The organism is Streptomyces novaecaesareae, from assembly GCF_000716875.1.
GTDB classification, from domain to species: domain Bacteria; phylum Actinomycetota; class Actinomycetes; order Streptomycetales; family Streptomycetaceae; genus Kitasatospora; species Kitasatospora novaecaesareae.
Map to the genome: position 1 here is coordinate 72,078 of NZ_JNWQ01000012.1, position 24,376 is coordinate 96,453.

General features: G+C 71.6%; 21 protein-coding genes. 5 read left to right on the plus strand and 16 right to left on the minus strand.

Annotated features, from left to right (window positions below; translation table 11 throughout):
• Positions 1-14: 14 nt before the first annotated feature.
• From prcA to arc, 5 genes are all read right to left on the minus strand, one after another.
• Positions 15-776: a proteasome subunit alpha gene (gene prcA, locus OP86_RS06970; protein ID WP_030055590.1), complete on the minus strand. Its 762-nt coding sequence runs from the start codon at positions 774-776 to the stop codon at positions 15-17.
• A gap of 31 nt (positions 777-807) precedes the next feature.
• Positions 808-1,650, minus strand: coding sequence for a proteasome subunit beta (prcB, locus tag OP86_RS06975; protein ID WP_030055589.1), 843 nt, complete (start codon positions 1,648-1,650; stop codon positions 808-810).
• Between the two features lie 162 nt (positions 1,651-1,812).
• Entirely contained in the window at positions 1,813-2,031 is a 219-nt protein-coding gene (locus OP86_RS06980) for a ubiquitin-like protein Pup (protein WP_030055588.1), read from the minus strand.
• 174 nt (positions 2,032-2,205) lie between these two features.
• The gene (gene dop / locus OP86_RS06985) at positions 2,206-3,717 is read right to left on the minus strand and encodes a depupylase/deamidase Dop (protein WP_030055587.1); all 1,512 of its coding nucleotides are present in this window, start codon (positions 3,715-3,717) and stop codon (positions 2,206-2,208) included.
• A 228-nt stretch (positions 3,718-3,945) separates the two neighbouring features.
• Complete coding sequence (gene arc, locus OP86_RS06990) at positions 3,946-5,712, minus strand: proteasome ATPase (RefSeq protein WP_030055586.1); 1,767 nt, start codon at positions 5,710-5,712, stop codon at positions 3,946-3,948.
• 284 nt (positions 5,713-5,996) lie between these two features.
• Here arc and OP86_RS06995 point away from each other — a divergent pair, with 284 nt between their 5' ends.
• Positions 5,997-6,302 (plus strand): ferredoxin, encoded by a 306-nt coding sequence (locus OP86_RS06995; RefSeq protein WP_030055585.1) that lies wholly within the window; start codon positions 5,997-5,999, stop codon positions 6,300-6,302.
• A gap of 3 nt (positions 6,303-6,305) precedes the next feature.
• Here the strand turns inward: OP86_RS06995 and OP86_RS07000 are convergent, their stop codons facing one another.
• From OP86_RS07000 to OP86_RS07010, 3 genes are all read right to left on the minus strand, one after another.
• On the minus strand, positions 6,306-6,917 hold the full coding sequence (locus OP86_RS07000; protein ID WP_051829779.1) for a hypothetical protein: 612 nt from the start codon (positions 6,915-6,917) through the stop codon (positions 6,306-6,308).
• A 123-nt stretch (positions 6,918-7,040) separates the two neighbouring features.
• On the minus strand, positions 7,041-8,000 hold the full coding sequence (locus OP86_RS07005) for a tRNA (adenine-N1)-methyltransferase (protein WP_030055583.1): 960 nt from the start codon (positions 7,998-8,000) through the stop codon (positions 7,041-7,043).
• A gap of 59 nt (positions 8,001-8,059) precedes the next feature.
• Positions 8,060-9,271 (minus strand): site-2 protease family protein, encoded by a 1,212-nt coding sequence (locus OP86_RS07010; protein ID WP_030256277.1) that lies wholly within the window; start codon positions 9,269-9,271, stop codon positions 8,060-8,062.
• A 168-nt stretch (positions 9,272-9,439) separates the two neighbouring features.
• On the opposite strand from OP86_RS07010, the gene OP86_RS07015 reads away from it, so the two are divergent.
• Positions 9,440-10,351, plus strand: coding sequence for a RecB family exonuclease (locus OP86_RS07015; RefSeq protein ID WP_051829780.1), 912 nt, complete (start codon positions 9,440-9,442; stop codon positions 10,349-10,351).
• Positions 10,352-11,023, plus strand: a complete 672-nt coding sequence (locus OP86_RS07020) for a response regulator (RefSeq protein ID WP_030055581.1) — start codon at positions 10,352-10,354, stop codon at positions 11,021-11,023.
• A 112-nt stretch (positions 11,024-11,135) separates the two neighbouring features.
• Here OP86_RS07020 and OP86_RS07025 read toward each other — a convergent pair whose 3' ends face one another.
• The 3 genes from OP86_RS07025 to metH form a co-directional block, all read right to left on the minus strand.
• On the minus strand, positions 11,136-12,734 hold the full coding sequence (locus OP86_RS07025) for an ABC transporter substrate-binding protein (RefSeq protein WP_030055580.1): 1,599 nt from the start codon (positions 12,732-12,734) through the stop codon (positions 11,136-11,138).
• Between the two features lie 223 nt (positions 12,735-12,957).
• The gene (locus OP86_RS07030) at positions 12,958-13,662 is read right to left on the minus strand and encodes an HAD family hydrolase (protein ID WP_030055579.1); all 705 of its coding nucleotides are present in this window, start codon (positions 13,660-13,662) and stop codon (positions 12,958-12,960) included.
• 140 nt (positions 13,663-13,802) lie between these two features.
• Positions 13,803-17,315: a methionine synthase gene (metH, locus tag OP86_RS07035; RefSeq protein WP_030055578.1), complete on the minus strand. Its 3,513-nt coding sequence runs from the start codon at positions 17,313-17,315 to the stop codon at positions 13,803-13,805.
• 143 nt (positions 17,316-17,458) lie between these two features.
• Between metH and OP86_RS07040 the strand changes: the two genes are divergently transcribed.
• Complete coding sequence (locus OP86_RS07040; protein ID WP_234434856.1) at positions 17,459-18,553, plus strand: glycoside hydrolase family 18 protein; 1,095 nt, start codon at positions 17,459-17,461, stop codon at positions 18,551-18,553.
• A gap of 12 nt (positions 18,554-18,565) precedes the next feature.
• On the opposite strand, the gene OP86_RS33375 is transcribed toward OP86_RS07040, so the two are convergent.
• Complete coding sequence (locus tag OP86_RS33375; RefSeq protein ID WP_030055576.1) at positions 18,566-19,087, minus strand: SRPBCC family protein; 522 nt, start codon at positions 19,085-19,087, stop codon at positions 18,566-18,568.
• A gap of 356 nt (positions 19,088-19,443) precedes the next feature.
• On the opposite strand from OP86_RS33375, the gene OP86_RS07050 reads away from it, so the two are divergent.
• Positions 19,444-20,397: a PAC2 family protein gene (locus tag OP86_RS07050; protein WP_030055575.1), complete on the plus strand. Its 954-nt coding sequence runs from the start codon at positions 19,444-19,446 to the stop codon at positions 20,395-20,397.
• Positions 20,398-20,479: 82 nt separating this feature from the next.
• Here the strand turns inward: OP86_RS07050 and mshC are convergent, their stop codons facing one another.
• The 4 genes from mshC to OP86_RS07070 all read right to left on the minus strand — a co-directional run bounded on the left by mshC (position 20,480) and on the right by OP86_RS07070 (position 24,271).
• Positions 20,480-21,709, minus strand: a complete 1,230-nt coding sequence (gene mshC, locus OP86_RS07055; RefSeq protein ID WP_030055574.1) for a cysteine--1-D-myo-inosityl 2-amino-2-deoxy-alpha-D-glucopyranoside ligase — start codon at positions 21,707-21,709, stop codon at positions 20,480-20,482.
• A gap of 197 nt (positions 21,710-21,906) precedes the next feature.
• Positions 21,907-22,704: an SCO1664 family protein gene (locus OP86_RS07060; RefSeq protein ID WP_030256287.1), complete on the minus strand. Its 798-nt coding sequence runs from the start codon at positions 22,702-22,704 to the stop codon at positions 21,907-21,909.
• 44 nt (positions 22,705-22,748) lie between these two features.
• Positions 22,749-23,318 carry a DUF3090 domain-containing protein gene (locus tag OP86_RS07065; RefSeq protein ID WP_030256289.1) on the minus strand — a complete coding sequence of 190 codons (570 nt, stop codon included), beginning with the start codon at positions 23,316-23,318 and terminating at the stop codon, positions 22,749-22,751.
• Positions 23,319-23,578: 260 nt separating this feature from the next.
• Positions 23,579-24,271, minus strand: coding sequence for a histidine phosphatase family protein (locus tag OP86_RS07070; protein WP_030055572.1), 693 nt, complete (start codon positions 24,269-24,271; stop codon positions 23,579-23,581).
• Positions 24,272-24,376: the final 105 nt, after the last annotated feature.

Consider the following 24,376-nt stretch of genomic DNA (forward strand, 5'->3'; position numbering starts at 1 on the left):
GGACCCCGAAGGCACTACTCGTCCGACGGCGGGGTGGCCGCCGGCTTCTCCTCGTCGTCCGACTCGGCGGACTGGTCCCCGTCGAGCAGGCGGCCGAGCTGGTTGCCCAGGATCCGCTTGAACTTGCGCTGCTGGAACCGCTGGCGGTCCAGGACCGCGACCTCCAGCTGTTCCGGGGTGAGGCTGCGCGGGCTGCCGCCGTTGGGGTCGCGGGCGAGCGAGTCCACCGCGACCTTCACCGCCTCGGTGAGGCTCAGGCCGGCGCGGTGGCGCTGGCCCAGGTAGTTGCCGATCGAGTCGGCGTTGCCGCCGACCACCACGTAGTTCTTCTCGTCGACGACCGAGCCGTCCGGCGTGAGCCGGTAGATCTGGTCGTTGTCGGCGGCGCGGCCGACCTCGGCCACGATCAGCTCGACCTCGTACGGCTTCTCGCCGACCGAGGAGAAGATGGTGCCCAGCGTCTGGGCGTAGACGTTGGCCAGGCCCCGGGCGGTGACGTCGGCCCGGTCGTAGGAGTAGCCGCGCAGGTCGGCGTAGCGGACGCCGCCGATGCGCAGGTTCTCGAACTCGTTGTAGCGCCCGACCGCCGCGAAGGCGATCTTGTCGTAGATCTCGGAGACCTTGTGGAGCGCCCTGGAGGTGTTCTCGGCGACGAAGACGATGCCGTCGGCGTAGGTGAGCACGACCACGCTGCGGCCGCGCGCGATGCCCTTGCGGGCGTACTCCGCGCGGTCCGCCATGGCCTGCTGGGGCGAGACGTAGAACGGTGTCGACACCGGCGGTCGTCCCTTTCCTGTGAGGTGGTGGCTAGAGCAGCGGGGCCTGCGGGCCGTTGGGGTGGACGAGCCGCTCGTCGGTGATCGAGACGGCGATCTCGGCGACCTCCGCGTCGGTGAGGCGGCGGAAGCCGTCCTCGGTGATCAGCGAGACGAGCGGGAAGATCTTGCGGGTGAGGTCGGGGCCGCCGGTGGCGGAGTCGTCGTCCGCCGCGTCGTAGAGCGCCTGGACGACCAGGGTCGAGGCCTGCTCGGCCGTCAGGCCCTCGCGGTAGAGCTTCTTCATCGAGCCGCGGGCGTAGACCGAGCCCGAGCCGGTGGCGGCGAAGCCGCGCTCCTCGGAACGCCCGCCGGTGACGTCGTAGTTGAAGATCCGGCCGCGGCCGAGGTCCAGGTCGTAGCCGGCGAACATCGGCACCACCGCGAGGCCCTGCATCGCCATGCCCAGGTTGCCCCGGATCATGGTGGTGAGGCGGTTCGCCTTGCCCTCCAGGGAGAGCACGGTGCCCTCGATCTTCTCGTAGTGCTCCAGCTCCAGTTGGAACAGCCGGACCATCTCGACCGCGAGGCCGGCGGTGCCGGCGATGCCGACCGCGCTGTACTCGTCGGCCGGGAACACCTTCTCCATGTCGCGCTGGGCGATCACGTTGCCCATCGTCGCCCGGCGGTCACCCGCGATCACCACGCCGCCGTCGAAGACCGCGGCCACGATGGTGGTCCCGTGCGGGGCCTCGACCACGACCCCCTCGGGAAGCCCTCTGAGGCCGGGGATCAGCTCCGGCTTGTGCTCGGCGAGGAAGTCGAGGAACGAGGACGACCCCGGGGTCAGGAAGGCAGCCGGTAGACGCCCGGTGCCACGAGTGTTGGCTTCCACACGATTCCTTCCAGGTAGCTTGAAGCGCGCATTGCCCGCACCCTACCCGCCCGACGATCACTGTCCACGCGTGGAGCGGAGGTGCCGAGCGGCCGGGCGGCAGACGCCGCCCGACCGCCCTCGACGGTCTCGATCGCGAAATTCCCGATGACCGGGGAGGGGCTATTGCCCGCCCTTCTGCACGAATCCCCGGACGAAATCCTCGGCGTTCGACTCGAGGACTTCGTCGATTTCGTCCAGTACCGCGTCGACGTCGTCGCTCAGCTTTTCCTGACGCTCCTTGAGGTCGTCGGAATTCTGGGATTCCGCAACCTGCTCCTCGACCTCCTCGGAGGAGCGGTTCGCCCGCTGCTGGCCGCCGCCGGTGTCCTTGCTCGCCATTTCCCTCACCCCGCTCGATTCGTCTGGCACGGTTGGGTCACTGCTTGCTGCACCGACCCTATACACAAGGTGCGACTACCGCTCCCGGTTTGCCGGTGGCGCTTCCTGTCCAACACCCGCTGCCACCCCGGATGATTCCCATTCGGCGGACGTTCACCCGTGGTGATCGAAAAGTTACCCGCCGGACAGGACCCGCAGCAGGTCCTCCGCCGTACGGCAGCGGTCCAGCAGTTCCTTGACGTGGTTGCGGGTGCCGCGCAGCGGCTCCAGCGTGGGCACCCGCTGCAACGAGTCCCGGCCCGGCAGGTCGAAGATCACCGAGTCCCAGGAGGCCGCCGCGACGTGCTCCGCGTACTGCTCCAGGCAGCGCCCGCGGAAGTACGCCCTGGTGTCCTCCGGGGGCTTGGAGACGGCCCGCTCGACCTCGTCCTCGGTCAGCAGCCGCTCGAACCGCCCGCGGGCCACCAGACGGTTGTAGAGGCCCTTCTCGGGCCGCACGTCGCTGTACTGGAGGTCGACCAGGTGCAGCCGCGGGTTGGACCACTCCAGGGCGTCCCGGCTGCGGTAGCCCTCCAGGATCTCCCGCTTGGCGATCCAGTCCAGCTGCCTGGACAGCGACATCGGGTCGCGCTCCAGCCGGCCCAGCACGTCCTCCCAGCGGACCAGCACGTCGACGGTCTGCTCGTCCGCGTCGTTGCCGAAGCGGTCCTCGACGTACTTGCGGGCCAGCTCGAAGTACTCGAGCTGGAGCTGGACGGCGGTGAGCTTGCGCCCGTTGCGCAGGGTGATCAGGTGCTTGAGCGTCGGGTCGTGGGAGACCCGGTGCAGGGTGCGCACCGGCTGGTCGACGGCGAGGTCGGAGGCGATGAAGGAGTCCTCGATCATCGACAGGACCAGCGCGGTGGTGCCCAGCTTGAGGTAGGTGGAGATCTCGGAGAGGTTGGCGTCCCCGATGATCACGTGCAGCCGGCGGTACTTCTCGGCGTCGGCGTGCGGCTCGTCCCTGGTGTTGATGATCGGCCGCTTGAGCGTCGTCTCCAGGCCGACCTCGACCTCGAAGTAGTCCGCCCGCTGGCTGATCTGGAAGCCGTGCGCGGAGCCGTCCTGGCCGATCCCGACCCGGCCGGCGCCGGTGACCACCTGGCGGGAGACGAAGAACGGGGTGAGGTGGCGGACGATGTCGGCGAACGGTGTCGCCCGCTTCATCAGGTAGTTCTCGTGGGTGCCGTAGGAGGCGCCCTTGTTGTCGGTGTTGTTCTTGTACAGGTGGATGTTCTGCCCGTTGGGCAGTTCCAGCGCGCGCTGGGCGGCTGCCGCCATGATCCGCTCGCCGGCCTTGTCCCACAGCACGGCGTCGCGCGGGTTGGTCACCTCGGGCGAGCTGTACTCGGGGTGCGCGTGGTCCACGTAGAACCGGGCCCCGTTGGTGAGGATGACGTTGGCGAGGCCGATGTCCTCGTCGGTCAGCTGGCTGGCGTCCGCCACCTCCCGCGCGAGGTCGAAGCCCCGGGCGTCGCGCAGCGGGTTCTCCTCCTCGAAGTCCCAGCGGGCCCGCCGTGCCCGGTGCATCGCCGCCGCGTACGCGTTGACGATCTGGGACGAGGTGAGCATGGCGTTGGCGTTGGGGTGCCCGGGCACGGAGATCCCGTACTCGGTCTCGATGCCCATCACGCGCCGTACGGTCATGCGGCCCTCCTTGCCCGGTGCCCCGCCCCCGACGGGCGGGACACGCTGACGTACCGCTGAACAACACCGGCGCCGGCGATCTGCCCGCGAACGGTGGGTCGAGCCTAGAACCCGGTGCCGGATGGCGGGCCCCGAGACGCGCCGTCCGGCTGCGGGGCCGCGAGGCGCCACAGCCGGACGGTGTGCGTACAGCTCCGGGGACCGCTGCCGGCCCGGGTAACCGTGTGCTTACAGGTACTGCCCCGTGTTGGCGACGGTGTCGATCGAGCGGCCGGACTCGGCGCCCTGCTTGCCGGTGACCAGCGTGCGGATGAAGACGATCCGCTCGCCCTTCTTGCCGGAGATGCGGGCCCAGTCGTCCGGGTTGGTGGTGTTCGGGAGGTCCTCGTTCTCCTTGAACTCGTCCACGCAGGCGGCGAGCAGGTGGGAGACGCGCAGACCGCGCTGACCGTGGTCGAGGAAGTCCTTGATGGCCATCTTCTTCGCGCGGTCGACGATGTTCTGGATCATCGCGCCGGAGTTGAAGTCCTTGAAGTACAGGACCTCCTTGTCACCGTTGGCGTAGGTGACCTCCAGGAAGCGGTTCTCCTCGGTCTCGGAGTACATCCGCTCCACGACCGACTGGATCATCGCGGCCACGGTGGCCTCGACGGAGCTGTCGTGCTCCTTGAGGTCGTCCGGGTGGAAGGGCAGCGACTCCTTGAGGTACTTGGAGAAGATGTCCTTCGCGGCCTCGGCGTCCGGGCGCTCGATCTTGATCTTGACGTCCAGGCGGCCGGGCCGCAGGATCGCCGGGTCGATCATGTCCTCGCGGTTCGAGGCGCCGATGACGATGACGTTCTCCAGGCCCTCCACGCCGTCGATCTCGGCGAGCAGCTGGGGGACGATGGTGTTCTCCACGTCCGAGCTGACGCCGGAACCGCGGGTGCGGAACAGCGACTCCATCTCGTCGAAGAAGACGATGACGGGCGTGCCCTCGCCCGCCTTCTCCCGGGCCCGCTGGAAGACCAGGCGGATCTGCCGCTCGGTCTCGCCGACGTACTTGTTGAGCAGCTCGGGGCCCTTGATGTTGAGGAAGTAGCTCTTCCCCTGGGGGCGGCCGGTGACCTCGGCGACCTTCTTGGCCAGCGAGTTGGCCACCGCCTTGGCGATCAGCGTCTTCCCGCAGCCGGGCGGGCCGTAGAGCAGGACGCCCTTGGGCGGGCGCAGCTCGTACTCCTTGAAGAGGTCGGCGTGCAGGTACGGCAGCTCGACCGCGTCGCGGATCTGCTCAATCTGGTTGCTCAGGCCGCCGATCTGGCGGTAGTCGATGTCCGGGACCTCTTCGAGGACCAGCTCCTCGACCTCGGCCTTCGGCACGACCTCGTACACGTAGCCGGAGCGGGGCTCCAGCAGCAGGGCGTCCCCCGCCCGGATGGTGAGCTCGCGCAGCGGTTCGGCGAGGCGCACCACCCGCTCCTCGTCGGTGTGGCCGAGAACCAGGGCGCGCTCGCCGTCCTCCAGGACTTCCTTGAGGGTGACGATCTCGCCGATGCGCTCGAAGGCCATCGCGTCCACGATGTTGAGGGCCTCGTTGAGCATCACTTCCTGGCCGCGCCGCAGTTCGTCGAGGGCGACGTTGGGGCTGACGTTCACGCGGAGCTTGCGCCCCCCGGTGAAGATGTCCGCGGTACCGTCCTCGTTCGCTTCGAGGAAGGTGCCGAAGCCGGCCGGGGGCTGTGCCAGCCGGTCCACTTCCTCCTTGAGGGCCACGATCTGGTCGCGGGCCTCGCGCAGGGTGGAGGCGAGCCGTTCGTTCTGGGCGGTCACGCCCGCCAGGTTGGTCTGGAGCTCGACGATCCGCTCTTCGAGGATCCTCGAATTGCGCGGCGAGTCGGCGAGCTTGCGGCGCAACACGGCGATTTCCTGCTCAAGGTACGAGACCTGAGCGGCCTCGTCGGAACCACGAGCGGGCCTGCCGGTGCTGCGGTTGTAGTCGTCATCGTGGGCTGCCACGGTCCTCACCTCCTCCGGGGAGCTGGACGCTTCCAGACCCTACCTGGGACCAGGGGTCCGTAAACCCCTAGATCAAGAAAGATGGAACGGGCGTGTCCGATCTTCGCCCCAGCGTGCTTCCCCTCTGCATAGGAGATACCCAGCGCGCACCACCCAAAGCGGACCAGATGTATCGTCGAGCGAAGTGATATCCGATCGCGACCACCACTTCAGGTCCGATCGTTGTACGAATGGCGGGATTGCTCCAGGAATAGGGCGACCCGGGACAGAAACGGCAGGGGACCATGTCGGTGACCGAGCAGACGGCTGCGGCGACCGAGGCGCTGGAGGTGTGGATCGACCAGGATCTGTGCACCGGCGACGGAATCTGCGTCCAGTACGCACCGGAGGTCTTCGAGCTGGACATCGACGGCCTCGCCTACGTGAAGGGGCCGGACGACGAGCTGCGCCAGCAGCCCGGGGAGAGCGCCCCGGTGCCGCTGACGCTCCTTCAGGACGTGGTGGACTCGGCGAAGGACTGCCCCGGCGACTGCATCCACGTGCGCCGGGCGTCCGACCGGGTCGAGGTGTACGGGCCGGACGCCGAGTAGCCGTCAGGTCCGGCTGACCGGGGCGGCGGTCTGGGAGCGTTCCCAGCCGCCGCCCCTGTGCGTCCAGGTGAGGTCGAGTGAGATGTCGGGCTGGAAGCGCGGCACGTCCTCGCTCGAATACCCCTGCGCGTGGCCGGTGATGGCGCCGTCGGAGCGCACCGCGAGCCGGTTCACGGTGAGGTTCTCGCGCTCGGTGAGCAGGGTGGCCACCACCGCCGGGCGGCCGTCGGGGCCGAAGCCGAGCAGGAGGACGGCGTCCGGCGGGGTGCCGGTCTCGGCGCCGCAGTGTGCGGCGACCACCGTGCCGGGGCGGCCGTCGCCGAGCTCGGCGGGCACGCTGAGCACCGTCTTCACCGGGAACGGGCCGCAGTCCAGCGGTAGTTGGACCTTGGCCGGGTCGGGGGCGGCGCTCGCGGCGAGGGCCTTGGGGGTGCCGCGGGCGGGCACCGGGGTGCCGGTCGCCGGAGATGCGGCGAGGGCGACGGCCACCACCGCGCCGCAGCCGGCCAGGCCGAGGGCCCAGTGCCAGGGCGCGGTGCGCGCGTGCCCGGGCCGGGTGCGGCCCTGCGGTGTCTGCTGTCCAGCCGTCACTGTCGTCCCGACCGCGGTCTCCACCAGGCGTCCCCTCCAGAGCTCCAGGAGCTGTCCGTGTGAGCGAGCATCGTCCCACACCCGGTCGACGGAAATGCCAAGGGGTGGCACGAGCTTGCTCGTGCCACCCCCGTGTGGTGTGCGGACTCAGCCCAGGTCGGGCTGGTCGGTCTCGCCGGTGCGGGCGGCCTTGCGGGCCGCGGCGCGCTCCTGCAGGGACGGCTCGGGCGCCCCGCTGTCGTAGTCCTCGCCGTACGCGCCCTTGGCCGGGCGGCGGCGGCGCAGCGGCGGCTCGACGCCGTCCGCCAGGCGGCGGGCGGTGAGCAGGAAGCCGGTGTGGCCGATCATCCGGTGGTCGGGGCGGACGGCCAGACCCTCCAGGTGCCAGGTGCGGACCATGGTCTCCCAGGCCTGCGGCTCGGTGAAGGTGCCGTGGTCGCGCAGCGCCTCGACGGTCTTGGACATCTGCGTGGTGGTGGCCACGTAGCAGCAGATGAGGCCGCCGGGGACGAGCGCCTTGGAGGCGACGTCCAGGCACTCCCAGGGGGCCAGCATGTCCAGGATGACGCGGTCGACGTCGGACTCGACCAGGTTGTCCTGGAGGTCGCCGACGGTGAGCTTCCACGCCGGGTGCGGCCCGCCGAAGTAGCGCTCGACGTTGCTCTGGGCGATGTCGGCGAAGTCCTGCCGGCGCTCGTAGGAGGCCAGCATGCCGTGCTCGCCGACGGCGCGCAGCAGGTACGTGCTGAGCGCGCCCGAGCCGACTCCGGCCTCGACCACGCGGGCGCCGGCGAAGATGTCGGCCATGGCCAGGATCTGCCCCGCGTCCTTGGGGTAGATCACGGCGGCGCCGCGAGGCATGGACAGGACGTAGTCGGGGAGCAGGGGGCGCAGCGCGAGGTACGGGACGTTCCCCGTGGTGCGCACGACCGTGCCTTCGGGGGCGCCGATCAGCTCGTCGTGCGGGAACGCACCCTTGTGGGTGTGGAACTGGTTCCCGGCCTGGAGCGTGAACGTGTAGTGGCGACCCTTGGGGTCGGTCAGCTGGACCTGGTCCCCGACCTGGAAGGGCCCGCGTCGGCGGGCGGCACCGGTCGGTTCGGACATGCGGCCAATCCTAAGGGAAGCGTGCGCTCCGGCCGACCACGGTGATCACCGCCCGGCGCTCACCGCCCGGCGACGGCGGCGGTCAGGCGCTGCTCGATGTCGGTGAGCGCGGCGACGCCGTACACCCGGCCGTCCGCCTCGACCACCAGGTACTCGCCCGCGGGGGTGGCCTGGACGGCCCGCAGCAGGTCCTCGCCGCGCAGGTCGGCGTCCAGCCTCAGCCCGGGTTCGAGGTCGCGGGCGAGCGGGCCGACGGCCACCCAGGGGCGGCGGTGCTCCGGTACGGCCCGGACCGCGGACTCGCGGACGATGGCGATCGGCTCGCCCCGGCCGTCCACCACGACCACCGCGCCGGCCTCGGCCTCGCGGGCGCGGCGCATCGCCTCGCCGAGCGGGGTGTCGGCGGTGACCTCGACGGCCCGGCGGGCGAGGTCGCGCAGCCGCAGGCCGGGCAGCGCCTCCTTGAGCCGGGCGTTGCGCACGCTGCCGGTGGCGCCGTTCCAGATGATCGCGGCGAGCACGGCGGCCAGCACCGCGTCCACCAGGGTGTCGGTGGTGGTGCGCTCCGTCCCGCGGGCGGCGCTGACCAGGGGCAGGCCGAACAGCACGGCGACCGCGAGCGCCCGGCCGACCCAGGCGGCGACGACCGTGCCGGTCATCGGCCTGCCGGTGACCGCCCAGACGACGGCGCGCAGCATCCGCCCGCCGTCCAGCGGCAGGCCGGGCAGCAGGTTGAAGGCGGCGACCACCACGTTGGAGACCATCAGGCCGGTCAGCAGCACCCCGGGCACGGTGGAGAGTTCCACGGCCCGCACGGCGAGGTAGAACAGACCGCCGAGCACCAGCGACAGCAGTGGGCCGACGAAGGCCAGCCAGAACTCGCGCCAGGGGGTGGTGGCCTCGTTCTCGATCTCGGAGACGCCGCCGAAGAACTGCAGCTGGATCCGCCGCACCCCGAGCTTGTAACGCAGCGCGACCAGGGTGTGGGCGAGCTCGTGCACCAGGACGGAGGCGTAGAAGGCGACCGCGAAGGAGAACGCGACCAGGTAGCGGGCGGCGCCGAGGTCGGGCAGCACGTCGCCCAGCTGCCCGCCGAACACCCAGGTGATCAGCGCGGCGATGACGAACCAGGACGGGGTCACGTAGACGGGCACGCCGAAGGGCCGGCCCATCAGGAGGCCACCGCCGCGCTCCGGCGGCTTCCCGCCCGGGCGGCCGCCGTCGTCCTGCGGTGGCTGGTCGAAGGACTGCTGCCCCCTGCTGTCGCTCACCGTGATCCCTTCGGTCGTCTCCCCCGTCGTACCCCGGTGCGCCCACGCTACGTGATCACGGCACTCCGGCGCCGCGCGCCCCTCTTTCTGCCTTCATACCCATTGCGCGGGCCGCGGTGGCAGCCCGGTGGCAGTCAGATGACAGCGAAGGGCAATAGGGTCGTAGCCATGCAGCAGACCGACACCACCAGTGCCGCCGGGGCCCCGGTGCGCCCGGCGGCGCCTCCGACCGGCCTGTCCCCGTCCCGGGCGGGGGACTTCCTCACCTGTCCCCTGCTGTACCGGCTGCGGGTGATCGACCGGCTGCCCGAGCCGCCGAGCGCGGCGGCGACCAGGGGCACGCTGGTGCACGCGGTGCTGGAGCGGCTGTTCGACAGCCCGGCGGCCGAGCGGACGCCGGAGCAGGCGCTGGGCCTGCTGCGCCCCCAGTGGGAGCGGCTGCTGGGGGAACGGCCGGAGCTGGGGTCGTTGTTCCCGGACGACCCGGACGGCGCGGCGCTCACCCGCTGGCTGTCGGACGCCGAGAAGCTGGTCGGCCAGTGGTTCCGGCTGGAGGACCCGACCCGGCTGCACCCGGTGGAGCGGGAGCTGTACGTGGAGACGGCCCTGGACTCGGGGCTGCTGCTGCGCGGCTACATCGACCGGGTGGACGTCGCCCCGACCGGCGAGGTCCGGCTGGTGGACTACAAGACCGGCCGGGCGCCCTCGCGGGACTTCGAGGGCAAGGCGATGTTCCAGATGAAGTTCTACGCACTGGTGGTGTGGCGGTGGAAGGGCGTGATCCCCAAGCGCCTCCAGCTGGTCTACCTGGGCGGCGGCGGGGACGTGGTCAGCTACGACCCGGACGAGGCCGACCTGCTCGCGGTGGAGCGCAAGCTGAAGGCGCTGTGGGAGCGGATCGGCCACGCGGTGGCCACCGGGGACTTCCCGGCCACCCGCAACCGCCTCTGCGACTGGTGCGACCACCGGGCCAGCTGCCCGGAGTTCGGCGGCACCCCGCCGCCGTATCCCCTTCCGCTGGCCCGTACGTCTGATGAAGACGATCCCAACGGGGGATCCAATGATCAAGGAGTGTCCTAGGTGACGATCCGAGTGCTGCTGGTCGACGACCAGCCGCTGCTGCGCACCGGTTTCCGGATGATCCTGGAGGCCGAGTCCGACCTGGTGGTGGTCGGTGAGGCCGGCGACGGTCAGCAGGCGCTGGACCAGGTGCGGGCGCTGCAGCCCGACGTGGTGCTGATGGACATCCGGATGCCCAGGATGGACGGCGTCGAGGCGACCCGCCGGATCGCCGGCCCGGGGCGGGACGGCCCGGCCAAGGTGCTGGTGCTGACCACCTTCGACCTGGACGAGTACGTGGTGGAGGCGCTGCGCGCGGGTGCCAGCGGCTTCCTGTTGAAGGACGTCCCGGCCGAGGAGCTGGTGCAGGCGATCCGGGTGGTCGCGGACGGCGCGGCGATGCTGGCGCCGAGCATCACCCGCCGACTGCTGGACATGTACGCCACCAAGCTGCCCTCGGGCGACGAGGCGCCGCCGCAGGCGCTGGGCGCGCTGACCGAGCGCGAGCTGGAGGTGCTGAAGCTGGTGGCGCGCGGGCTGTCGAACGCGGAGATCGCGGCCGAGCTGTTCGTCAGCGAGACCACGGTGAAGACCCACGTCGGCCATGTGCTGACCAAGCTCCAGCTGCGTGACCGGGTGCAGGCGGCGGTGTACGCCTACGAGAGCGGGCTGGTGCGCCCGGGCACCCTGTAGCGGGCCCCTGCGGCCCCGTCTACGGCCCGCAGTGGCCCGCAGAAACGTGACGGCGGCCCGTCCGCTCCCCCGTGGCGACGAGGGGAGCGGACGGGCCGCCGTCGTGGTGGCGCTACTTGTTGGTCCGGCTGATCTCCCAGAAGCGGAAGAAGCCGGTGGTGTCGACGGTGGTCTCGACGCCGGTGACGTACGAACGGGCCGCGTAGAAGGCCTTGTTCTGGTACAGCGGGATCAGCGGCGCGTTCTCGGCCTCGATCTGCTGGATCTGCGCGTAGCCGGCCGAGGCGGCGCTGCGGTCGGCCTGCTTGAGGCCGTCCGGCACGAGCTTCCCGCTGATCCGGGGGTCGTCCCAACCGTGGTGGTAGGCACCGCCGTTGACCAGCAGCGGGGCGATGTAGTTGTCCGGGTCCGGGTAGTCGGCGAACCAACCGATGACGTACGCCTGGTACTTGCCCTCGGCCCAGCCCTTCTTGAAGCCCTCCCAGTCCGGCTCCTGCTGGACGGTGACCTGGAAGAGGCCGCCGGCCTCCAGCTGCTTCTTCAGCGTGTCGGCCTCGTTGCTGCCGGCCCGCGAGCGGGACCACGTGAGGGTGAGCTTGACCGGGGTCTGGACCTTGGCGTCGGTGAGGATCTTCTTGGCCTTGGCCGCGTCCTGGTCGCCGTAGCGGTCGAAGAACGGGGTGGTGTGGCCGGTGACGCCGGCCGGGACCATCGCGTACAGCGGCTGGACGGTCCGGGCGAAGACGTCGCGGGCGAGCGCCTTGCGGTCCACCAGCTGCGCGGCGGCCTGGCGGACGGCGACGTTGCCGCCGACCGCGTCCTTGGTGTTGAAGACCAGCGAGCGGGTGTCGTTGCTGTCGCCCTCGGTCACCTGCAGGTCGGTCTTGCCGCCCTGCTGGTCGGAGCGGATCTGGGCCGCGGTGTTCGGCTCCAGGCTGTTGTCGGTGAGGTCGACGTCGCCCTTGTCGAGCGCGGCCTTCAGGTCCTCGGCCTTGTCGAAGTACCGCACGGTGAACTTGGTGTTGCGCAGCTTGGCGTCGCCGCCGTACTTGTCGTTGGGCGACAGCGTGACCTTGCCCAGCTGCTTGCCCGCCATCTCGACCGAGTCGACGCGGTACGGGCCGGAGCCGACCTGCTTGTCGTTGGGCAGCGCCTTGTCGGCCGGGTAGACCTGGTGGTCCACGATGGCGCCGGCCGGGGTGGCCAGCTTGGCCGGCAGGGTGGCGTCGGGCGCGGTGAGGTGGAAGAGCACCTCGGTGTCGCCCTTGGCCTCGACGGACTTGATCGAGGAGAGCAGCGAGACCGGGCCGTTGTCGTCGTTGATCTTCCGGGTGCGCTCGATCGAGAAGACCACGTCCGCGGCGGTCAGCGGGTGGCCGTTCGAGAACTTCAGCCCGGGCCGCAGGGTGCAGTGGTACTCGGTGGCCTCACTGCTGGTGAACTCGCAGGACTGCGCGGCGTCCGGGCTGGGCGCGCTGGCGGCCGCCGGGAAGGTGAGCAGCGACTGGAAGGTGTTGCGGATGATCAGCCAGGAGCCGGAGTCGTAGGACATCGCCGGGTCCAGCGTGCCGCTCAGCTGGGCGGTGCCCATGGTGATCGACTTGCCGCTGTCCCCCTTGACGGCGTCGGTCACCGATCCGCAGCCGGCCACCGTCACGGCGACCAGACCGGCACAGCCGAGTACTGCGAGGCGTTCAGCTGAAGTCTTCACGGGGCGCGTCCTTATCGGTGGCACGAAACCCGAGTAGCGTGCCATATCGAACACGCACGACCGATACCCCCGCAGATGACGTTTGGGACACGGTGGTTCGGGGCAGCGCGGCAGCGACCGACGAGATGTCAGCCAATGCCCTTTTTCTCCCCCGATCTCCCCTGATCGGAGCCCCTCGGCATCCCGTACCGGCCAGTAGGGCCGGGCCGCAATGAGAGGACAATCACACTCGCGAGGCGACCAGCGAGCGCAGCAGATCGAGATCGACCTGCTCCAGCGAGGGCAGCACCAGCCGCCCGGGGGCCGGCTCGATCGCCGCCACCGAGGGCACCGCGATGACCGGGCAGCCGGCCGCCTCGCCCGCGCTCACCCCGGTCGGGGTGTCCTCGACCACCACGCAGCGGGCCGGCTCCGCGCCCAGCCGGCGGGCCGCCTCCAGGTACGGGTCCGGGAAGGGCTTGGTGTGCGGCACCTCGTCCCCGCCGATGGTGAAGGCGAAGTGGTGGGCGCCCAGCGAGCGCAGCACGATGTCGATCACGTGCCGGTGCGAGGCGGACACCATGGCCGCCGGGATCCCGTGCGCAGCAAGGGTGTTGAGGAGGCGTTCGGCGCCCGGCATGAGCGGCACGCCGCCGGCCAGCAGGTCCACGAAGCGCTGGTTGACCAGCACGCCCAGGTCGGTCGGCGCGATGTCCACGCCGGTCCGGGCGACCAGGTAGTCCATCACCCGGGTCATCGGGCCGCCGACCACGTGCGCGCGGTCCGCCTCGTCCAGCTCGTGGCCCAGCTCGGCGAAGAGCGAGACCTCGGCCTGCCACCAGAAGTCCTCGGTGTCCACCAGCGTGCCGTCCATGTCCAGCAGAACCGCCTGCAGACCGCGGTCGTCCCCGTGGTCGAGGACGCGGGTGGCGGTGGGGCTGGTGGTCATGGCGGACGTCCTTCCGACAGACCCCGGGCGGCCCCGGGGATGGCACAGGCCGGCCCGCTGGTGAGCGGACCGGCCCGTTCAGGATCATCCAGGATACGCCCGCTTCGTCCGGAAAGAGCGAACGGAGCAGAACGGGAGGATTACCGGGCGTTGAAGTACTTCGCCTCCGGGTGGTGGATCACGATCGCGTCGGTGGACTGCTCCGGGTGCAGCTGGAACTCCTCGGAAAGCACCACGCCGATCCGCTCGGGCTTCAGCAGCTCGGCGATCTTGGCGCGGTCCTCCAGCTCGGGGCAGGCCCCGTAGCCGAGCGAGAAGCGGGCGCCCCGGTACTTGAGCGCGAACATGTCCTTGACGTCCTGCGGGTCCTCGCCGGAGAAGCCCAGCTCGTAGCGGACCCGAGCGTGCCAGAACTCGGCCAGCGCCTCGGCCAGTTGGACCGAGAGGCCGTGCAGCTCCAGGTAGTCGCGGTAGGAGTTCCCGGCGAACAGCTCGTTGGCCGCCTCCGAGATCCGGTTGCCCATGGTGACCACCTGCAGGCCGACGACGTCCCGCACGCCGGACTCCTCCGGGCGGAAGAAGTCGGCCAGGCAGAGCCGGCGCCCGCGGCGCTGGCGCGGGAAGGTGAAGCGGGTGCGCTCGGTGCCGTCCTCGCGGAAGACGATCAGGTCGTCGCCCTTGGAGTTGGCCGGGTAGTAGCCGTAGACCACGGCCGCCTCCAGCCAGCCCTCGGTCTGCAGCCGGTCCAGCCAGGCCCGCAGCCGCGGCCGGCCCTCGGTCTCCACCAGCTCCTCGTACGACGGCCCCTCGCCGGTGCGCGCCGCCTTCAGGCCCCACTGCCCCTTGAACAGCGCGTCCTCGTCCAGCCAGGAGGCGTAGTCGGCGAACGGGATGCCCTTGACGATCCGGTCGCCCCAGAACGGCGGAGTGGGCACGGTGTTGTCGACGGTGACGTCGGAGCGGATCTGGCCGAGGTTCACCTCCGGCTCCGGCTCCTCCACCTCGACCCGGGCGTGCCGGCGCTGCTTGAGCTCCGGCAGGGTCGCGCCGGGCACGCCGCGCTTGACCGCGATCAGCGCGTCCATCAGCCGCAGGCCCTCGAAGGCGTCCCGGGCGTAGCGGACCTCGCCCTCGTAGATCTCGTGCAGGTCCTGCTCGACGTAGGCGCGGGTGAGCGCGGCGCCGCCGAGGATCACCGGGAAGCTGGCGGCCAGCTTGCGCTGGTTGAGCTCCTCCAGGTTCTCCTTCATGATCACGGTCGACTTGACCAGCAGGCCGGACATCCCGATCACGTCCGCGTTGTGCTCCTGCGCGGCGTCCAGGATCGCCGAGACCGGCTGCTTGATGCCCAGGTTGACCACGTTGTAGCCGTTGTTGGACAGGATGATGTCGACCAGGTTCTTGCCGATGTCGTGGACGTCGCCCTTGACGGTGGCCAGCACGATGGTGCCCTTGCCCTCGTCGTCGGACTTCTCCATGTGCGGCTCCAGGTGGGCCACCGCGGTCTTCATCACCTCGGCGGACTGGAGCACGAACGGCAGCTGCATCTGGCCGGAGCCGAACAGCTCGCCGACCACCTTCATGCCGGCCAGCAGCGTGCTGTTGACGATCTCCAGCGCCGGGCGCCCGGTCAGCGCCTCGTCCAGGTCGGCCTCCAGGCCGTTGCGCTCGCCGTCGATGATCCGGCGCTGCAGCCGCTCCTCCAGCGGGAGCGCGGCCAGTTCCTCCGCCTTTGAGGCCTTGACCGAGGCCGAGGAGACGCCCTCGAACAGCTGGAGCAGCTTCTGCAGCGGGTCGTAGCCCTCGCTGCGGCGGTCGTAGACCAGGTCCAGGGCGACCTCGCGCTGGTCCTCGGGGATCCGGGCCATCGGGAGGATCTTGGAGGCGTGCACGATCGCCGAGTCCAGGCCGGCCTCGACGCACTCGTTCAGGAAGACCGAGTTGATCACCATGCGGGCGGCCGGGCTGAGGCCGAAGGAGATGTTGGACAGGCCGAGCGTGGTCTGCACCTTCGGGTGGCGGCGCTTGAGCTCGCGGATCGCCTCGATGGTCTCGATGCCGTCCCGGCGGGACTCCTCCTGGCCGGTGCCCAGGGTGAAGGCGAGGCAGTCGACCAGGATCGAGCCCTCGTCGATGCCGTACTCGGTGGTGAGCTGCGCGATCAGCCGCTCGGCGATGGCCACCTTGGTCTCGGCGGTGCGGGCCTGGCCCTGCTCGTCGATGGTCAGCGCGATCAGGCCGGCGCCGTGCTCGCGGGCCAGCGAGGCGATCCGGCCGAACCGGGTGTCCGGGCCGTCGCCGTCCTCGTAGTTGACCGAGTTGAGCACCGCGCGGCCGCCCAAGGCCTCCAGGCCGGCCCGCAGCACGTCCGGCTCGGTGGAGTCCAGCACGATCGGCAGGGTGGAGGCGGTGGCCAGGCGGCCGGCGATCTCCTTCATGTCGGCGACGCCGTCGCGGCCGACGTAGTCCACGCAGAGGTCCAGCAGGTGGGAGCCGTCCCGGATCTGGTCGCGGGCGATCTCCACGCAGGCCTGCCAGTCGCCGGCCAGCATCGACTCGCGGAACTTCTTGGAGCCGTTGGCGTTGGTGCGCTCGCCGATCGCCAGGTACGAGGTGTCCTGGCGGAACGGCACCGCCTGGTACAGCGAGGCCGCCGAGGGCTCGGGCTGCGGGGTGCGCGGGGCGATCTCGCGGCCCTGGACGCGCTCGACCACCTGGCGCAGGTGCTCGGGCGTGGTGCCGCAGCAGCCGCCGACCAGCGAGAGGCCGTACTCGCGGGTGAACACGTCGTGCGCGTCGGCCAGTTCGGCCGGGCTGAGCGGGTAGTGGGCGCCGTCCTTGCCGAGCACCGGCAGGCCCGCGTTCGGCATGCAGGACAGGCCGATCCGGGCGTTCTTGGCCAGGTAGCGCAGGTGCTCGCTCATCTCGGCCGGGCCGGTGGCGCAGTTCAGGCCGATGTAGTCCACGCCGAGCGGCTCCAGCGCGGTGAGCGCGGCGCCGATCTCGGAGCCGAGCAGCATGGTGCCGGTGGTCTCCACCGTCACCTGGACCAGGACCGGCAGGTCCAGCCCGGCCTCGGCCAGGGCGCGCTTGGAGCCCAGGATCGCGGCCTTGGTCTGCAGCAGGTCCTGGCTGGTCTCGACCAGCAGCGCGTCGGCGCCGCCGGCGATCAGGCCGGCCGCGTTCCGCTGGAAGCCGTCGCGCAGCGTCTCGTACGGGGCGTGCCCGAGGGTGGGCAGCTTGGTGCCGGGGCCGATCGAGCCGAGCACCCAGCGGGTGCGGCCGTCCCCGGCGGTGTGGGCGTCGGCCACCTCGCGGGCGATCCGGGCACCGGCCTCGGACAGCTCGAAGATGCGCTCGGGGATCTCGTACTCGCCGAGTGCGGAGAAGTTGGCGCCGAAGGTGTTGGTCTCCACGCAGTCCACGCCCACGCCGAAGTAGGCCTCGTGGACGGAGCGGACGATGTCGGGCCGGGTGATGTTGAGGACCTCGTTGCAGCCTTCGAGGTTCTGGAAGTCCTCCAGCGTCGGGTCCTGCGCCTGGAGCATGGTGCCCATCGCACCATCGGCGACCACCACCCGGGTGGCGAGCGCTTCACGCAGCGCGTTCGCGCGGCTCTGCGGAGTGACGGACGGACTGGCTGCAGTGGCCATGGGGCTTCTCCCTGGTGCGACGGCTGTCGGCTTTGCACACCCGCTTGGTCGGGCACGCACGTGGTCAGGGTATCCGGCCGACGGGTCGGCCTGCGGGCCCATTCCGTATCCTGAGCGTTCGACCAAACGGGGGGAGCGACCGCGTGGCCCGATTCCGGACCCGCGCGCGGCGGATCGGCGGGGCCCTGGCGGCCCCGTTCCGGGCGCTGCGCGACCGCTGGCGAGGCTGGTCCTGGTGGCGCAGGACACTGCTGGTCCTGGTGCTGGCGGCGGCCGTGCCCGCCACCGCGCTCGGCTCGGTGTTCGTCACGATCCGACTGCACTACACGGGTGAGCCCTCGGCCGAGGCGCGCACCAGGGGCCGCGACGCGCTCTGGCTCGGCCACGCCTGGGTGGACGGCCGCAAGACCGAGAACGACGTGACCGGGCTGGTCCGGCAGCTGGCCGGCACCGGCATCCGGGACCTGTACGTGCACACCGGCCCACTGGAGCACGACGGCACCCTGCCGCCCGCCGTCCACCCCCGGGCCCGCTGGTTCACCGACACCGTGCACCGGGAGCTGCCGGGCGTGCGGGTGCAGGGCTGGCTGGGCGACGAGGTCAAGCCGGAGAAGGACGCCATGGACCTGGAGGACGCCCCGACCAGGGACCGGGTCACCGACTCCGCCCGCCAGGTGCTGGACCTCGGCTTCGACGGCGTGCACTTCGACATGGAGCCGATCCGCCCCGGTTCGGCCGGCTGGCTGGCACTGCTCGACCAGGTCCGCCCGCTCACCGCGGCCCGCGGCGCCAAGCTCTCGGTGGCCGCCCCGCAGATCGACCCCGTCCCGGGCCTGCACACGGCCGGCATCCTGCTCACCGACCACGGCAAGTGGTGGGACCAGGCGTACTTCGCCGCGACCGCCCGCCGGGTCGACCAGGTCGCCGTGATGACCTACGACACCTCGATGCCGACCGCGCCGCTGTACGGCGGCTACGTCGCCCAGCAGACCGAGCTCGCCCTGCAGGCCACCCCGGCCGACGTGGACCTGCTGATCGGCCTGCCGTTCTACTGGGACGACAAGTGGGGCCACTGGGGCGACGCCGAGACCGTCCAGGCGGCCGTCCGCGGCGTCCGGCTGGGCCTGGGCCGGGAGGACCTGCGGCGGGCGAACTTCGGCGTCGCGCTGTACGTGGACTTCGCCGCGACGCCCGAGAACTGGGCGGACTACCGGAACGGCTGGGTCGACGTCCGGTAGGGCGGGATGCTCTTAGGCGGCCATCCGGTGGGCCAGGGCGCCCAGGTAGCGGTGGATGGTGCTGTCCTCGCCGACCACGTAGTGCGAGACGGCCCGGTAGAGCGGCCGGCGGACCTCGCCGCGCTCGGTGACGGTCAGCGAGCAGCCGGGACCGGCCGGGGTGAGCACGTACGTCCAGGTGCCGCCGTAGGGCAGGTCCGGGTCGGCGATTCCGGTGACCAGGCGGTGCGGGGCCTCGCTCGCCACCACCTCGTACGTGGTGTGCCCGTGCCGGTCGTACTCGCGCCAGCGCTCCCGGCCGCCGGCCGCGGCGGGCAGCCGCTCGACGTGGGTCAGGCCCGGGCGCCAGGCCGGATAGAGGTCGATGTCGGTCAGCACGTCCCAGACGGCGCCGGGCGACTGGGCGAGCTCCAGGCCGCCCTCGGTGACGTGCTCCACCGGCAGCCGGCGCCCGGCGCGGTCCGCCGCCACCAGTGCGGCACCGGCCAGCGCGACGGCTCCCGTGCCCGCGCCGATCCACAGCCATCGGTTCATCGGTCCGGCCCCTTCCGCCCGGCCCCCGCCCGTTCATCATCGCGCCGTCCCGCCGTGGCGGCACGCCGTCGGGCCGGGCCGGGGGCCGGAGGCGGTCCGCATCCGGCCGGCGGACTGACGCCCCGTCGGGCCGGGCCGCCCCGATATCCGCTGGATCGGGGCGCCCGGCTCCCCCAGACTGTCCCGGTGCCCGGCCGCGGTGCGCATCAAAGCCCGTAGGCTGGGCAGGTAGGGACCATGGGGCGAGGCGTTCCATGGGTGACGAGAGGTTCGACAGTCGGCAGCCGGCCCGTCGGCGCCCCGGCAAGCCGGCCGAGGCGGTGCCGGCCCGACCGCCGACCGGAGGGAGACGCTGGGTGATCGAGCTGGAAGATGTTCCCGAGTTGATCGACCCGGTCATGGTCTGCGCCTTCGAGGGCTGGAACGACGCGGGCGACGCCGCCTCCGCGGCTCTGGCGCATCTGGACGAGACCTGGGGCGGCAAGGTGTTCGCGGCCCTCGACGCGGAGGACTACTACGACTTCCAGGTCAACCGGCCCACGGTCTGGCTGGACGGCGGCATCCGCCGGATCACCTGGCCGACCACCCGGCTCTCGGTGATCCGGGTCACCGAGCCGACCACCAGGGACGTCGTGCTGGTCCGCGGCATCGAGCCCAGCATGCGCTGGCGCTCGTTCTGCAACGAGCTGCTGGGCTTCGCGCACGAGCTGGGCATCGAGCTGGTGGTGATCCTGGGCGCGTTGCTCGGCGACACCCCGCACAGCCGCCCGGTGCCGGTCAGCGGCGTGACCTCCGACCCCGAGCTGGCCCGCCGGCTCGATCTGGAGGAGAGCCGCTACGAGGGCCCGACCGGCATCGTCGGCGTGCTCCAGGAGGCCTGCACGCACGCCGGGGTGCCGGCCGTGACGCTCTGGGCGGCGGTGCCGCACTACGTCTCGCAGCCGCCGAACCCCAAGGCCACGCTGGCGCTGATCAACAAGTTGGAGGACCTGCTGGACCTGCGCATCCCGCCGGGCGAGCTCGGCGAGGACGCCCGGGCCTGGCAGCTGGGCGTGGACCAGCTGGCCGCCGAGGACAGCGAGGTCTCCGAGTACGTCCAGCAGCTGGAGGAGGCGCAGGACACCGCGGAGCTGCCGGAGGCCTCCGGGGACGCCATCGCCCGCGAGTTCGAGCGCTACCTGCGCCGCCGGGAGAACGTCGGGCCGACCGGCGAGAAGCCGGTGTCCGGGCACGCCACCGCGGAGCGGCCGGCCGAGCCGGAGCCCCCGGGCCCGGCCCGGGAGAGCCCGGACAACGCCGAGGAGGAGTAGCCCCCCTCGGCGCCGGAACGCCGAAGGGGCGTCAGGACACTGGTCCTGACGCCCCTTTCGGCGTTCCGGTACGGGAGCGGGACTACAGCGCGACGCCCAGCAGGGCGTCCACGGTGCGGGTCACCAGGCCGGGGGCGCCGATGTCGGTGCCGCCCTCGGTCTCCTGAAGCTCCGCCCAGCGGTCGACGGCGGCCAGTGCGGCCGGCGCGTCCAGGTCGTTCGCGAGCGCCGTACGGACCTCGGCGAGCAGCTGCTCGGCCGCGGGGCCGTCCGGGCGGGAGACCGCGGCGCGCCAGCGGGCGAGGCGCTCGACGGCCTCGTCCAGGACGCTCTTGGTCCACTCCCAGTCGGCGCGGTAGTGGTGCGAGAGCAACGCCAGGCGGATCGCCGCCGGATCAACGCCCTCGCGGCGCAGCGCCGAGACGAAGACCAGGTTGCCGCGGGACTTGGACATCTTCTGGCCGTCCAGGGCGACCATGCCGGCGTGCACGTACGCCTTGGCGTACGGGTGGGTGCCGGTGGCGACCTGGGCGTGCGCGGCGCCCATCTCGTGGTGCGGGAAGGAGAGGTCGCTGCCGCCGCCCTGGATGTCGAAGGACATGCCGAGGTACTGCAGTGCGATGGCGACGCACTCGATGTGCCAGCCGGGACGGCCGTGGCCGAGCTCGGTGTCCCAGGCGGGTTCGCCCGGGCGGGCGGCCAGCCAGAGCAGGGCGTCCAGCGGGTTGCGCTTGCCGGGGCGGTCCGGGTCTCCGCCGCGCTCGGCGAAGACGGGGCGCATGGCCTCGCGGGTGAGGCCGGAGACCTCGCCGAAGTGCGGGTCCGCGTCGACCGAGAAGTAGATGTCGCCGTCCACCCGGTAGGCCGCGCCGGAGGCCAGCAGCTTCTGGACGATCGGGACGATCCACGGGATCGACTCGACGGCGCCGATGTAGTGGGCCGGGGGGAGCAGGCGCAGCGCGGTCATGTCCTCGCGGAACAGGGCCGTCTCGCGCTCGGCCAGGGCGGTCCAGTCCTGGCCGGTCTCGACGGCGCGCTGCAGCAGCGGGTCGTCGACGTCGGTGACGTTCTGGATGTACAGGACGTCGTGGCCGGCGTCCTTCCAGACGCGCTGGACCAGGTCGAACGCGTTGTAGGTGGCGGCGTGGCCCATGTGGGTCGCGTCGTAGGGGGTGATGCCGCAGACGTAGATCCGGGCGGTGCCGTCCTGCGGCACGACCTCCCGGACCGTGCCCGCTGCGGTGTCGTGGATACGGAGGGGGAGCCCCTGACCAGGCAGGGCGGGAACCTCGGAGGCGGGCCAGGCATGCATGGCAACAACTTTAACCTTGCGAACATTTGAAAGCCTAACCAGTAAGCAAGATCGACTGGATTCGCTTCCTGTCGTTGCCTGACCGCTTCCCGACTGGTAATGCACCGAGATCGACCAGGAAGTCCTCGTTGCGTGCGACCTGCTCCGAGGACCGGTCCAGACCACCAACTCCCTTACGGGAAAGCGGTTTCGGGGGTCTACACCGGCGGCCAGGGGATCGCCGGCCAGTCCTCGGAGGGCAGCGGGTGGCGGCCTGAGCCGCGCAGCCCGGCCACCCGGGCCCGGGTGGCCTCCAGCTCGGCCGGCGTCAGGTGCGGGGCGAGGCGCTCGGCCAGCTCGCCGTCCAACTGCTCGGCCAGCCGGGCCAGTACCTCCAGCGCCTCGGTGGGCAGCGGATCGCCGGCCCAGCCCCAGAGCAGGGTGCGCAGCTTGCCCTCGGTGTTGAAGGTGACGCCGTGGTCGATGCCGTACACCCGCCCGTCGGCGGCCGGGATCAGGTGGCCGCCCTTGCGGTCGGCGTTGTTGAGCACCGCGTCCAGCACCGCGAGCCGGCGCAGCCGCCGGTCGTCGTGGTGCACCAGCAGCGCGGTACGCCCGCCCTCGACCTCGGCCTGGATGATCGGCAGCCAGCCGTCCTCCGGGCCGCGCGGGTCCTGGAGCGCGAGCAGCGGCTCGGCCTGCGGGTCCGGTTCGACCCACAGCTGCACCATGCCGGGCCCGTGCGGCCCCTCGCGCAGCACGGTCGGCGGGATCAGCGCCCAGCCCGTCGCCGCGGACAGCTCGTACGCGGCGACCTCGCGGCCGGCCAGCGTGCCGTCCGGGAAGTCCCAGAGCGGGCGCTCGCCGGCCACCGGCTTGTAGACGGCCTGCGCGCTCAGCGAGCCGTGCGCGACCGTGCAGTACAGCGCGGCGTTGGAGGCGTCGGTCAGGCGGCCGTGCACGGTGAGCTCGCCCTGGCGCAGCAGCGCGAGGGCGGTGGGCACGTCGGCGGCCAGCGCGGCCGCCGTCGCCGGGTCGGCCTGCGGCGGGGTCTCGGTGTTCAGCGCCGGTAGCCGTTCGCGCGCGGGCACAGGTGGCCCTCCGGGTCGAGCGGCAGGTTGCAGAACGGGCAGGGCTTGCGGCCGGCCGCGACCAGGTCCAGCGCACGCTTGGCGAACACCCGGGCCATCGCGCCGGACAGCCGCACCCGCAGCATGTCCGGGCCGGTGTCGTCGTCGGTGAAGACCGGCTCGGCCCCCTCCTCTTCTTCCTCCTCCTCGACCAGCGCCTGCGCCTCGACCACCAGGCAGCCGTCGACGCTGTCCCAGGCCAGGGCCATCGTGCCGACCCGGAACTCCTGCTCCAGCGGCAGATCGAGCGGCGCGGTGTCGAGCAGGTCCTTCGGGGCGGTGGCCGGGATGGAGGTGTCGCCGCCGCTGCGCCGCAGCGCCTCGTCCAGGACCTCCTCGATGCGCTCGGCGAGCGCCGCGACCTGGGTCTTCTCCAGCAGCACACTGGTGATCCGGCCCCGGGCGCTGGCCTGCAGGTAGAACGCCCTGGCGCCGGGCTGGCCGACGGTACCGGCCACGAACCGTTCGGGCTGGTCGTAGAAGAAGACCTGACGGGGCACGCTCTCGCTCCGGATCGTGTCGGTCGGCGCGGATCCGCCGTGGGGGATCGCGGGTATCGGGACTCGTTAGTCACCCTACGACCTCCGGGCTCCGGCCGGGGAGCCGAGCCGACGGCCGGGGCGGGATGGCACCCGGGGTCTCGGGTGGTGGTGCTCGGGCGGGAGGCCGCAGGGGCGCTACCGGTTCAGGCAGGGCCTGTTCAAGTGCTGCCCGTTCAGGCAGTGCCTGTTCCAGCGGTGCCCGTTCAAGCGGCGCCTGTTCAGGCGGTGCCGCCGACCACCGCGTCGCCGGCCGGGGCGGCCGGGGCCGCCCCGGTCCTCGGCGCCAGCGAGGAGAGGTCGCCGGTGTCGCCCATTCTCAGCACGAAGGGCCGCTGCGGGGTGTACCGGATCGCGGTGACCGAACAGGGCTCGACGCTGATCCGCTGGAAGTGGTCCAGGTGCAGGCCGAGCGCGTCGGCCACCACCGCCTTGATCACGTCACCGTGCGAACAGGCGACCCAGACCGCGTCCTCGCCGTGCTCGGCGGCGATCTTCCCGTTCCACTCGCGCACCGCGCTCACCGTGCGGTGGCTCAGCTCGCGCAGCGACTCCCCGCCGGGGAAGGCCGCGGCGGCGGCGTGGTCCTGCACCGTGCGCCACAGCGGCTCCTTGGCCAGCTCGGCCAACGAACGGCCGGTCCACTCGCCGTAGTGGCACTCCCCCAGCCGCTCGTCCTCGGCCGGCCCGCCCAGCTCGGGCCGGGCGGCCAGCAACGGCTCCAGCGTCTGGCGGCAGCGCTCCAGGGGGCTGCTGACGACCTGCACCAGCGGGATGCCGTCCAGCCGGTCGGCCAGCGCGGCGGCCTGCCCGCGCCCGGTGTCGTCGAGGTCGATGCCGGGGGTCCAACCGGCCAGGATTCCGGCGGTGTTCGCGGTGGAGCGGCCGTGACGGACGAGCAGCAGGGTGGGCATGGGGCTTAGCCTACGACCTCCGGGCCCGGCGGTGGGGGCGGGTTACCGTCCGGTTATCTGACCGGACGCCCGGCCCGGTCACGGCCTCCGGTCCCGCCCGACGGG

Bases quoted from the DNA above. Each gene is read 5' to 3' on its own strand.
- OP86_RS06980 (WP_030055588.1), bottom strand. From the start codon at position 2,031: ATGGCGAGCAAGGACACCGGCGGCGGCCAGCAGCGGGCGAACCGCTCC.
- dop (WP_030055587.1), bottom strand. From the start codon at position 3,717: ATGACCGTACGGCGCGTGATGGGCATCGAGACCGAGTACGGGATCTCC.
- OP86_RS06995 (WP_030055585.1), top strand. From the start codon at position 5,997: ATGTCGGTGACCGAGCAGACGGCTGCGGCGACCGAGGCGCTGGAGGTG.
- OP86_RS07005 (WP_030055583.1), bottom strand. From the start codon at position 8,000: ATGTCCGAACCGACCGGTGCCGCCCGCCGACGCGGGCCCTTCCAGGTC.
- OP86_RS07015 (WP_051829780.1), top strand. From the start codon at position 9,440: ATGCAGCAGACCGACACCACCAGTGCCGCCGGGGCCCCGGTGCGCCCG.
- OP86_RS07030 (WP_030055579.1), bottom strand. From the start codon at position 13,662: ATGACCACCAGCCCCACCGCCACCCGCGTCCTCGACCACGGGGACGAC.
- metH (WP_030055578.1), bottom strand. From the start codon at position 17,315: ATGGCCACTGCAGCCAGTCCGTCCGTCACTCCGCAGAGCCGCGCGAAC.
- OP86_RS33375 (WP_030055576.1), bottom strand. From the start codon at position 19,087: ATGAACCGATGGCTGTGGATCGGCGCGGGCACGGGAGCCGTCGCGCTG.
- mshC (WP_030055574.1), bottom strand. From the start codon at position 21,709: ATGCATGCCTGGCCCGCCTCCGAGGTTCCCGCCCTGCCTGGTCAGGGG.
- OP86_RS07070 (WP_030055572.1), bottom strand. From the start codon at position 24,271: ATGCCCACCCTGCTGCTCGTCCGTCACGGCCGCTCCACCGCGAACACC.